The following is a 12,058-nucleotide window of genomic DNA, read 5'->3' on the forward strand; positions in this document are numbered from 1 at the left end:
AGGACTTCTGTACCTGTCGCAAGCTTTCGGTACAAAAAGCATTTGCTGAATGAAGTTAAAATGATGCATTATCTATTCTTTGCTCCTGAATATCGGCGTCCTTTAATCATGTTAAGAATAGGTTTATACTCTTTTCCCACTAACCCAAGAACTTCTACGCATAATTCAATTAACAAGAGAAGTACCGCTATGAATATGAACGACCCCCAAACCTTTGCTTGGGAGAAAATGATCGCCGCAAGTCCAAATGCTGTCGCAACCGCATAAATCAAAAGAACTGTCTGTCGATGAGTAAATCCGATATTCAATAAACAGTGATGTAAATGTGACTTATCTGGTGCTGATAGTGGTTGTTTATGAATCAATCGCCTAATGATAGCAAAGAATGTATCCGATAGTGGAACACCTAAAATAAGAACTGGAATAATAAAGGAAATCATTGTAACATTTTTAAAGCCTAATAATGATAGCACGGCAATAATGTATCCTAAAAATAAAGCACCCGTGTCACCCATAAATATCTTTGCTGGGTGGAAATTATAGATGAGAAACCCAAGTGTACTAACAAGAACGAGCGTAGCAATGGCAATAACATATGTGTCACCCATAATGATAGCCATTCCAGCAATTGTCACAAGAGCAATCGATGAAACACCAGCCGCAAGACCATCTAAACCATCAATTAAATTAATAGCATTCGTTACAGCAACAATCCAAAAAATCGTAAATGGGATGGACAAGAAGCCAAAATCAACTTGCCCACCAAAAGGTAAGTTAATGAATTCAACTTGAATGCCTCCCCCCATAACAACAATAAGGGCTGCAATGATTTGTGCAAAAAATTTAATTTTAGCTGTTAGTTCAAAAATATCGTCTAATATCCCCGTGATAATGATGACAAAACTTCCTAATAGGATATAGGGATGGTACTCTTTTGATGGGTCAAAAATAAAAACACCTAATAAAAAGCTAATATAAATAGCCAAGCCGCCTAAGCGTGGCATTATTTTTTGGTGAACTTTCCTATGATTAGGTCTATCTGTTGCTCCAATCTTAAATGCTAATTTAATGACTAAAGGAGTAATCAAAACAGATACCAAAAAACATAATATTAAGGTCACATAAAACATAAAGACCCTCCTTATGACTATCATACCCCTTCTTTACATTCAAAATCAGGGATATATTTCTAACGTCATACCATTTTTCATATCCTGCTTATTATAGCATAACAGCCCTTCTTAAAATACGCATACTTTCGACAAATGAAAGAAAGTATTAAGATGATGATTCTTTTAATGAATCTTTAAATGGTTCTTTTAATAGGGCTTTATATGTATCAAAAACACTTTTTTGAAAAGACTCTAAAGTAAATTTCTTTGAAGCACGATTGTATAGCCGGATTCCTTTTTGTGCGAGTTCTCCCTTCTCCTTTAACTTAATCGCTTCTTCCAGTGCCTCGACTAAAGATTCAATATCCTTTACAGGAACAATCCAACCATAATCCTCAGAAGGAATTAAATCTCGTACACCCCCAACATCCGTGGTGATCACTGCCTTCTTTTCACGTGCTGCTTCTAATAAGACTAATGGAAAACTTTCACTATAGGATGTCAACAGGTTTAAATCAACTATCTTTAACAAACTTGGAACATCATTTCGAAAACCAAGAAAGGATACATGCTTTTCGAGACGAAGATTCTTCGTAAGTTGTTTCATCTCTTCTTCTAAAAACCCATCACCTACTAGAAGTAATTTCACCTGCCTATGCTCTGCAACTATTTTTTCTAAAGCCTGCAGTGCGACCGTATGCCCTTTAACCGGTGTCAGTCTTGCAATCATCATGACCACAAAATCATCTTTGTTCAAAGCTAAATCAGCTCGAGTGATCTGGAATGAGCATTCAGTCGAAAAATCAATTCCATTAAATATAGTCGTAATCTGATCTTTCATGATTCCTTCTCTAGACAACAGTTCTTGAAATCGAGTTGAAATGGCAAAATAGTGATCAGGTTTTTTCAGTGCCCATAAATGGAGTTTTGTTAAAACACTTCCACTAATCCCTTTTTTCAAAAAATCATGATAGGGATTGCTATGAACCGTTGTGACCCATTTACAATCCGGTCTTTTTCGTTTGATAAAATACCCGTAAAGATTGGCTCGCGGTCCATGAGTATGAAAAATATCAATTCCATTCTTATCGATAAAGTCACATACTTTTTTTATAATGGTAAAGTCAAACTTGGATTTTTGGTGGAAAAGCTGAACCTCAATTCCCTTTGATACCGCTTGTTGTAACATTGGCCCTTCCTCAAACAAACCAAGAATCATGTTTTTATTATTTTTTAGAAGGGACAGGATATGAACCATTCCTCCCCCTGTTTCATTCCCAGCATTTAAATGAAGAACCTTCATTCATACTCATCCTTCTTTTGGTCAAATAGTTAGACGACAGTTTCATTTATAAAGTTACACCCGCTTAAACAGGTAAAGAGTACCAATCAAAACAGACCATTAATGTTTATTTCTCACCTTTACTATCTTAAATAAAAATTTAGGCAGTGCTAACATTCTTCTCCATCTGGAAGGCTGTTGGATCAATCGATAGAGCCACTCTAATTGTATCTTTTGCCAAAATTCAGGAGCTCGTTTGACATTTCCTGCGAGAACATCAATACTGCCACCTACCCCAATGAAAATCCCTTTATCAAAAGTAGAAAAATGATGATCAATCCATTCTTCCTGCCTTGGAAATCCTAATGCAACAAATACTAAGTCAGGTTTCAATTGATGAATTTCATGAGGTACTTCCTTATCCTCCAAGGAAAAATATCCATGGTGATGACCGACTAATTTTAAATGAGGAAATTGTTTTTGGATCCGATCAACAGCCTTTTTATTGACCTCTTCTTTTCCTCCAAGAAGATACACTTTCCATTTCTCTTGATTGGCCTCGTTAAGCAGGTGGGTCATTAAATCATATCCAGCAATTCTTTCCTCTATCGGATGCTTCAATAATTTTGAAGCTAATAAAATCCCGTGACCATCAGGAACCACATAATGAGCAGATTGAACAATGTTCCGGTATCGTTCATTTTCATATGAATGCATGACAATTTCAGGATTGGCTGTCACAATAAAGGTCTTTTTATTATTCTTAATATTTTCCTTAATCACCCTTCCCATTTCAAAGAAACTTATGTTGATAAACTGAATTCCCAATACATCTACAAATTTATTCATTTTGTTTTCCTCTTCTTTATACCTGTTCTAATCTGATTCATGATGTTATTCAATCTATTTGTGAAGCTCCTTAGATAAAATAACATATTCTATAATGAAATAGTGAATTAAAACTTAAAAAACATAATATTATAATTATTTTTACAATTACCTAACAAAATTAAAATTTTGTTCATTTACCGCAACTCTAACGCCTCTCTATAAACCTTTTCATACTTTTCAGCGGCAGAAAGATGCGAATAATTATTTTCCACCTTTGTTCTAGCATTTTCAGCCAGTCGATTTCCGAATAATGGATCGTCTAAAATTCGAATAATGGAATTTGATAATGCATCCGTATTTTTTTCTTGTACTAAAAGACCATCCTTTTCATGTTCAAATATTTCTTTCAACCCACCAACTGCTCCAGCAATGACAGGTGCACCTGATCCCATCGCTTCTAAAGCAGATATAGAGGTTGCCTCCTCAACACCATGAGAATGAATACTAGGAACTAAAACAATGTCGGCAATACTATATAGATCTTTCATTTTTTCATGTGGAATAGACCCCAATAATTTCACATTTTCTTGTAATTGCAACTCCATCGTCTTCTGTTCAATCGCTGAATACTGTTCCCCAGTACCCGCGTATATCAGTAATGTATGAGGATGCTTCCCCAGTACTTTTGGAAGTGCTAACGTTGGATAGACCACTCCATTTTTCTCCGTTAACCTTCTAGGTACAAACAATATTTTCACATCATCTGGAATGTTGAATTCTGCTTTCACGTGTGCAGCTTTAGACTTATCCACCTGAAATTCATTTACATTAATAAAGTTTTTAATCGTATATGCCCCTACATTTGATTGCTGTTTGATGTATTCTTTAATCCGCTTATCAACAGCGATCACTTTTGCCGCATTTTTGTATGCCTGCTGTTCCGTCTTAACTATCTCTAAATCTTCAGGGCTTCCTTTCATAATAGCCCCCCTACTGATCGCCTCATAAGAAAAGTATCCATGTACAGTTGCCACAGTCGTTACACCTGATTCAATCGAAGCTAGCGCAGCGTATACATCTTGAGAATTGATTACATCATAATCCGCTTTGACTTTATCGATATACGATTTTAACATTTTCATTTTTTGTCTATCATTCAACAATTGGCCTTTTCCCTTTTTTACTTTATTCATCAAAAATCCTGGAGCTTGTGTAAATAGCTTTCGAGCAAATGGATTCATGTCTGTGAAAGAAAGAACATCTACTTTATGGTTTCTTTCCTCCAGTCCCTTTTTTAATGTAGAAACATGGGTAGAGAGACCACCTTCATGAGGATATTCAAATATGGTTGTTATTAATATATTCATGTTCCTTCCCCCCTTTTCATTAATTGTAACAATACGTTTGTTTCTTTAATTTTGAGTAAGAATGATAACAGTAAAAATAAGCTAAATACGATGAAAGTCATAATGACAAGCGTGATAAAATTGGAAAGTTCGTTAATGAACGGATAAACAGGACTAGATAATAAAAAGACAATGGCAAAGGTAATCATATATTTACCAATATCAAATAAAAGGGTTTTGATGATACGCTTCTCAGGTCGAGACTGTTTCCATAGAAAATACCCCAGAAGCAATGTTTGTAACAAACTAGATATGGTTGTAGCAAGGGCAATTCCTGTTGCTTGAAAATAACGAGAGAATAAAATACTAAAAATAATATAAGTTACTACCATAAAAATACTGGTATACATAGCATTTTTCATTGCCTTTAATGCATATAGACAATTCATTAAATAATCTCGTAAAGCTAAAAAAACAAGACCTAGCGAATAGATCACGAATATTTGTACCGTTTTTAATGTAGCTGAACGGTCAAAAGCCCCTCTTTCAAATGCTAACTCAATTAAATCCTGACCACATACCATCATCACAATGATAAATGGGATGGATAAATAGATAATGATCTTTGCACCTTTGATGACAATTTCAATAAAACTAGTCATACTCTTTATAGCAGATTCTACAATTGATGGATATAAGACCGTTATTAACGGAGCTAATAACACGCTTAAAGGCAATTGCATCAACTTACTGGCATAGTTTAAAGCTGAAACACTCCCTTCCTCTAATCCTGAAGAAATGATTCGATCCGTAACACCATTTAGTTGCACAGCAAATGAAGAAATAATGATAGGATAAAAAAGGATTAAGGTACCTTTGATTCTCTCCTTTTCTTTTCTAAATGAAAAATTAAACTTTGTATCATATTTTGATAATCCAGGGTACTGAATCACAAATTGGAAAACTGCTCCTAATACAACCCCTATTGCTAATCCCACTATTCCGTAATGCTCTGCCAGAATAACAGTAGAAAGGATCACAACAATATTCTGCGCACTCCCCGTTAGAGCTGGCATTACGAATTTTTTATGAGAATTCAAAATTCCTGTAGCAATCGTTGTTAATGCAAAAAAGCAAATACTAGGTAACATAATTCTCGTTAATAGTGATGTAAGTTCCAATTGTTCTTGATTGAAACCAGGTGCAACCACTTGTACTAATTGATCAGAAAATACAAAGGCAATAATGGTAATCAATAATGCAAACAAAAAGAACAAAGTCCCCAGAACACTCATCGTTTCGTCTGCTTTGGATTGGTTCTTTTCCTTTTCTTCCATATAAATTGGAATGATACCTGAATAAATTGTAATACCAATCGCCGTATAGAGTAGGGTTGGGATGATATTGGCAACAAAGAAAACATCGGCAACCTCTGATGCTCCAAAATAGGCCGCAATGATGGCTTCCCTTACAAACCCCAATACCTTTCCAATAGCAGAAATAATCGTAACGATCCCAACCGCTTTCACTATATTCGGAAGTTTATTTATTTTACTAAACATGAGATACCCTCTATTTCCTTACCCTAGTTTAAAGTTTACTTCTACTATTTCTTAGGTTTGATGATGCTTTTCCCAATAGCCTCTATTTAAGATATATCCAAGTAAGATATAGAAATACATGGTAAAGGTTTTGTCTTCCCAAATATTATAAAATAAACCTGCCACACTACCACCAATTAATAGAGCCATTAAAAGAATCGCAACACCGGCTTGTTTTCTCTTTTTCCAAAGCATCACAATCAAGCCAATAATAAAAGTAGCAAAAGATAGTACGCCCAGTATACCGGTCTGTGTAATGATCTGAATGTATTGATTATCAGAATAAATCCCACTCGGTATTTGATATTGGTCAATAATAGGGGATGGATAACTGAGTGAAGCTGAATCGCCAAAAGTACCGAAACCAGTTCCAATAATGGGATGGTCCACAAAGATTTCTAATCCTTTTTTGACAATATATAGTCTCCCCCATTGTGAACTCTGCTCAATGGTGCTTTTGTCAAATGCCTCTGTCATTCTCTTTCTGAAGTCACCATTTCGATCAGTCACCTCATTTTCTACCGAAGAAGGTTCTTCTTGTTGCTGGGTACCCTGCTGCTGCTCTTCCATATAGTCTGTTACCGCGACGACAGGAAAATAAATGAGTGGCAGCGATAGTAGGATGCTGAGAGCTATCGGTTTCATGACCCTCCAATTTTTAGATAATAATAGATAAACAATAAAGCCAACCATTATCGCAATAATGGTTCCTCTAGAATAAGTCAATAAAAACACACCAAATATGACGATCGATGAAGTATTCAATATAAATCGATATTTCGTAAATACTGTTTTCAAATAGATGGAAAAAACAAACGCAATTGATAAATAGGTTGCAAGGACATTAGGGTTTCCAATCAAGCCATAAATTCTAATCCGGTTCGTCTCGGGAAGATTTATAAGACTCCAAGATTCTGGAATAAGCCAGGTTCTTAAAGAAGCCTTTTCAATTATTCCTTGTATGCACAGGATTACGGCCATAATGACCGTTGTCCATAAAAATATAAATACATCTGTTTTATTAATTTTTTGTATACTTACAATAAAAATAAGTAAAAAGGTAATTAAAAAGGCCCTTAACTGGAAAATAATCGCTATAATGGATACATCCATCACGAAAGCTGAAATGGCTCCTATTAAACAAAAAGATAGAAAGCCTATCATAAAGATGTTCATGTTCACTTTCCCTATCACTTTTTTGTTTTCCAACCAATACCATAAGGATTGAAAAAAGAGGATAAGGATGACTAAATCACCAAGATATTTGATATTTTCATTCAACTCTAATAGTGCAGGTCTGATAGGAAAATAAATAATTAAGAATAGAAGACCCTGTTTCGGATTGAATAATAATATAACAGCAATCATAAATGATAGGACTAAACCCATACTTTCATATGGCAATAGTAGACTAACTAAAAGGAATAGAACGGAAATGGGTAAAGCGTATTTTTTCATTTGACTCAATGTAACAGACCACCTTTTTATGTATGTAAACTGGATAGAAACGCTAGTAAAGCATCTCACTTTGAAAAGATATCCTCGTTAGAATAACATAAGATTATGTGTAGAAGTATTAATATTAGTGTAACAATTTGTAAAATTCTTATTACATAGGAGACCATAAATAAAATGCAAAAAGATGATTATTTATTAGTATTGGGGATGTTTCCATGGAACTACTCACATCTTAGTGACACGATCCGTTCTATGATAAAGGCATCAAACCACAAAAGAACAATCTATATAAATCCACAGGCTGAAATCCGTTCAGTGTCTACTAAATGGGAAAAGCGTCAAGAGGGAAACATCCATATTTGGAATCCGCCTTTTCAGTTTCTCCCTACTCGTTATGGGATACACCGTTTGCGAGAAAAAATGACGGCTTATTCATTAGCAGACTATATAAAAAAGGAACTTGGAGAGGATTGGCGCAATCATACGGTCATGTATGTGACACCCACTACGTTGGAGCAATCCTTTGAATATGTCAAAAAATTAAAACCGAAACGGTTAATCGTAGATCTTTTAGATGACAATTTAAACTTTCCTTCCATTTCAATGAAGAAAAAGTCCAAACTCACAGAGATGTTGAAATTCCTATGCCAACAAGCGACCGTTATCACAGCTGTTTCACAATATTTAGTCGAACAAGCGAAGGAAATGACCGATCTACATACGATTCAATACCTGCCAAACGGTGTCGATGTTGAGATGTTTCAAAAAAAGGAAAGCTTAGCACCCGAGGACTTAGAGCTTATTCCGAAACCAAGAATTACATTTGTTGGCGCTCTTACAACATGGATCGATTTTCCTTTAATTCTAGAGGTTGCAAGGAAACTGGAGGATTACCAGTTTATTTTAATCGGTCCGATGGATCAAACTATCCAAAATAATCCTGAAATCAAACAATTAAAATTGATGGAGAATGTTCATTTCTTAGGTCCAAAGCCGTACGAACAGATCCCTAATTACTTACATGATTCAGATGTCCTACTCTTGCCCAGAACAATGGATCCCTATTCACTTGCTTGTGACCCTTTAAAGCTTTACGAATACCTAGCTACGGGTAAGCCGGTTGTTTCAACCAACCATCCGAGCACGAAGCGATTTCCAGATTTCGTTTATACGGGGGGAAGCTCTGAAGAAATGGCAGAAGGAATTAAAGAGGCTTTAACAAGAAGCACGAAGACCAGTCAACTACAACAAAAGTTTAGCAGCAGCTTATCTTGGGAGACACGGATCCATACATTACTCGATTTAGTTGATAGGCCTTAAACGAAAGCATAAAAATAGCCTCAATAAGGTTATTGAAACGAGTCCTTATTGAGGCAGTTTATCTTTTTATTTTTATAGGTTGAAAGAAAAGGAAAAGAATGATTTTTCTACATACGCTTATAATCAATAAATATTATAATGCTCTTCTTCTAACTTCTTCAGTAACAGTGTCTTCTTTGAAGATGTATTGAATCAACTTTTCACTAGAACGCCCTGTAGAATACTTATTCCATCTTCTAGCATATCTTTTAATGTCCTCTAGGTTAAATTGATTTTCCTTTATTAAATGGATAATATCCAAGGTATCGTCAACAATAGGTCCAGGAACCATATTTTCATATTGACCACACAGACCTCTTTCCTTTTGATACGTTTCTAAATCATAAGCAAAGAAAATCATCGGTTTGTTTAATAAAGAAAATTCATACGGAATAGAGGAATAATCTGTAATTAAATAATCAGCATTGACTAACAGTTCATTAATACCGTAAGCCGAAGAAGAAAAATCATATACAAATCCTCGATAAAGCTCAGCATAGTTGACTGTACACTTTGTCGCCGGATGAAATCTTAAAAGCACAACATAGTCTTCACTAAGTTCATTAGCCATTTTTTCAAGATCCAGCTTCATCTCAAATTCGTCGAGTTGCTGATCACGATATGTGGGTGCATAAAGAATCTTTTTCTTGTTTCTTAGTGTAAGGTTCTCTTTCCTGAATTGATTAACGATTTGACTCTGAATAATTTCATTATAAAAAAAGTCAGTTCTTGGAATACCTGTTCTTAAAATACTCTCCTGCGGGAGATTGAAAGCATTCATAAAGGTATTCGCCATTACATCAGAGCCAACAACGACTTTGTGAAATTTTTCATATACACGCAAAAAACGTTCCTGTGCTTTTTTACTGCGATATTGGACAGATTGATCTTCAAGACCAAACTTCTTAATGGCACCTGAAGCATGCCATAATTGGATACATTCGACATCTTCTTTAAAATCAGTGACAGCTAAAAAGCCAAAATAGTTATCTACGAAAATATGTTTTGATGTGGCTAAATGATAAATAGCCTGTAGCATCTGAAGAATATGAAAAGATTCAAATGGAATCAGTTTAATATCATCATATGATTGGAAACATGACCCACTTTTCCCTTTAAAAAGGACAACCACATCGACAGACTTATTTTGTCTTCTTATCTCATCATAGACATACTTGCTGTTATCACCAAAGGAAACGACAAACGTCACCCTATTTTTAAGTGGGAAAAGATTAAAAAAGTTAAATACCCACTTAAAAATAAGCAAATATACGTCAATGATCAGTTCTCTAACCATTGTTCACAGCATGTAAATCCGTTTTAATTTTCGTAGTTGAAATACCAACAGTACGTGGTAAGTAAACAACTTCACAAAACTCTTTAAGTTCATCAAATTTACCTTCCCAATCATCACCCATAACAAAGATATCAACATCATGTTTAATGACATCTTGGATTTTTTGTTCCCAATTCATCTCTGGAATTACTTCATCCACGTGTTTGATTGATTCAAGGATATACTTGCGATTTTCATAGCTATGGTACGCTTCTTTATTCTTTCCCTTATTAAATTCATCTGTCGATAAACCAACAATTAAATAATCGCCTAAATTCTTAGCTCTTTCTAACAAATTAATATGTCCTATATGGAGTAAATCAAATGTTCCATAAGTTAAAACCTTCTTCATTTAAATATCATCTCCTTACCTATTTTTCAAAACCAGGTAATCCACTTTGACATTTACAATCTGTTTAATATCTAAACAATAAAAATATATATTTTACAAAATATTTATATTAAATTAACTTAAACTATATTATATATGCTTGTAGGATTAATTTCAATTTCCTTTTCGTTACATTTACATATCAACAGCTACTTTAATATAAAATTAAAGTAGCTGTATTGTAAAAACTATATGTTATAATTTCAAAAGACATTTTAAGATCACATAGGGGATGATAATTTGGAGAAAAAACACTATTACTCCATAGATTTATTAAAATTTTTTGCAATCATTTTTGTTGTTTGCATTCACTCAAATCCTTTTATAAGAGTGAAAATATACGAAGACTTTGACATTAATTTCTTTATAGATGTTTTCGCAAGGTTTGCTGTTCCCGTCTTTTTTGTTACTTCTGGTTTTTTAATAGGACAAAAAATATTAGAAGGGAAAAATATAAATGAATATTTTAATAAATACACATGGAAAATCGTAACAATTTTTTTATCTTGGACAGCTTTTTATTTTATTTATGACATTTTAGTAAGATTGAATAGTTATAGACAAACAGGAGAGAAGACGGAAATCGAGAAATATATAAATCGTTTTTTTAGCCTGGATACGTTATGGTACACACCGAATGGAACACCTTATCACTTATGGTATCTGGTCGCACTTATTTGGTCTTTAATTATCCTTTATTTCTTTATCAAGCATAAAAAGCTTAATTTATTATTAGTTTTAAGCCTAGGATTTAACTTAGTTGGCCTTTTGGGACAATCTTATTCTGTGATTTTTGATTTAAGCAAAAATACAAGGGAAGCATTGTTCTTTGCCACTTTTTATCTCACCTTAGGGTACTGGATTGGTTTTAACCTCAATAAAATTAGAGGGAATTTATTAAGAGTAAACCCCCTTATCTATTTATGGTTATTTTTTATCTTTTCTGGTCTACAAATTCTAGAAAGCGTACTTTTAGTTAAAAAATTTGGATTCGGAAGGGCAGAAAATTATTATCTTTCAACAGTATTCTTAGTAGTATCTTTATTTTTATTTGCATTAACGAAACCTAATATTGGAAAAGGTTCTTGGTTATCAAAAGTTGGAAAGAATTCACTAGGCATATATGTTATTCATGTATTCTTCATCAATTTAATAAGGAGATTGCTTCCTGAAGAGTTACTTTTCATTAGAGAAACTTTTTGGTGGCACTTACTATATACACCTGCATTAATCGTTATCTCTTATTTTGCATATGAAATTATACAAATAGTCAAAAGAAGAATAAAAAATAGAACTTCGCATAAAGAGGAACTCACACAAGAGCATAAAACATTATAATAAA

10 protein-coding genes are annotated in these 12,058 nt (G+C 34.0%); 2 read left to right on the forward strand and 8 right to left on the reverse strand.

Going from position 1 to position 12,058, the window contains the following annotated elements:
- Window positions 1-68 precede the first annotated feature (68 nt).
- The 6 genes from JMM81_RS18430 to JMM81_RS18455 all read right to left on the reverse strand — a co-directional run bounded on the left by JMM81_RS18430 (window position 69) and on the right by JMM81_RS18455 (window position 7,630).
- On the reverse strand, window positions 69-1,130 hold the full coding sequence (locus tag JMM81_RS18430; protein WP_256243010.1) for a glycosyltransferase family 4 protein: 1,062 nt from the start codon (window positions 1,128-1,130) through the stop codon (window positions 69-71).
- Between the two features lie 148 nt (window positions 1,131-1,278).
- Window positions 1,279-2,415, reverse strand: a complete 1,137-nt coding sequence (locus tag JMM81_RS18435; RefSeq protein WP_256243011.1) for a glycosyltransferase — start codon at window positions 2,413-2,415, stop codon at window positions 1,279-1,281.
- 99 nt (window positions 2,416-2,514) lie between these two features.
- A complete protein-coding gene (locus JMM81_RS18440; RefSeq protein WP_256243012.1) occupies window positions 2,515-3,243 on the reverse strand; it encodes a WecB/TagA/CpsF family glycosyltransferase in 729 nt (242 codons plus the stop codon).
- A gap of 176 nt (window positions 3,244-3,419) precedes the next feature.
- Window positions 3,420-4,592: a glycosyltransferase family 4 protein gene (locus JMM81_RS18445; RefSeq protein ID WP_256243013.1), complete on the reverse strand. Its 1,173-nt coding sequence runs from the start codon at window positions 4,590-4,592 to the stop codon at window positions 3,420-3,422.
- Window positions 4,589-6,133: a murein biosynthesis integral membrane protein MurJ gene (gene murJ / locus JMM81_RS18450; protein WP_256243014.1), complete on the reverse strand. Its 1,545-nt coding sequence runs from the start codon at window positions 6,131-6,133 to the stop codon at window positions 4,589-4,591. The genes JMM81_RS18445 and murJ overlap by 4 nt, the downstream gene beginning before the upstream one ends.
- Before the next feature lie 51 nt (window positions 6,134-6,184).
- Window positions 6,185-7,630 (reverse strand): O-antigen ligase family protein, encoded by a 1,446-nt coding sequence (locus JMM81_RS18455; protein WP_256243038.1) that lies wholly within the window; start codon window positions 7,628-7,630, stop codon window positions 6,185-6,187.
- A gap of 174 nt (window positions 7,631-7,804) precedes the next feature.
- Here JMM81_RS18455 and JMM81_RS18460 point away from each other — a divergent pair, with 174 nt between their 5' ends.
- The gene (locus JMM81_RS18460; RefSeq protein WP_256243015.1) at window positions 7,805-8,950 is read left to right on the forward strand and encodes a glycosyltransferase; all 1,146 of its coding nucleotides are present in this window, start codon (window positions 7,805-7,807) and stop codon (window positions 8,948-8,950) included.
- Between the two features lie 133 nt (window positions 8,951-9,083).
- Here the strand turns inward: JMM81_RS18460 and JMM81_RS18465 are convergent, their stop codons facing one another.
- The gene (locus JMM81_RS18465; RefSeq protein ID WP_256243016.1) at window positions 9,084-10,286 is read right to left on the reverse strand and encodes a CDP-glycerol glycerophosphotransferase family protein; all 1,203 of its coding nucleotides are present in this window, start codon (window positions 10,284-10,286) and stop codon (window positions 9,084-9,086) included.
- The gene (tagD, locus tag JMM81_RS18470) at window positions 10,279-10,677 is read right to left on the reverse strand and encodes a glycerol-3-phosphate cytidylyltransferase (protein WP_256243017.1); all 399 of its coding nucleotides are present in this window, start codon (window positions 10,675-10,677) and stop codon (window positions 10,279-10,281) included. Before tagD ends, JMM81_RS18465 begins: the two co-directional genes overlap by 8 nt.
- Before the next feature lie 279 nt (window positions 10,678-10,956).
- Here tagD and JMM81_RS18475 point away from each other — a divergent pair, with 279 nt between their 5' ends.
- Window positions 10,957-12,054: an acyltransferase gene (locus tag JMM81_RS18475; RefSeq protein WP_256243018.1), complete on the forward strand. Its 1,098-nt coding sequence runs from the start codon at window positions 10,957-10,959 to the stop codon at window positions 12,052-12,054.
- Window positions 12,055-12,058: the final 4 nt, after the last annotated feature.

The organism is Bacillus sp. V3B, from assembly GCF_024494465.1.
Taxonomy (GTDB): domain Bacteria; phylum Bacillota; class Bacilli; order Bacillales; family Cytobacillaceae; genus Bacillus_BD.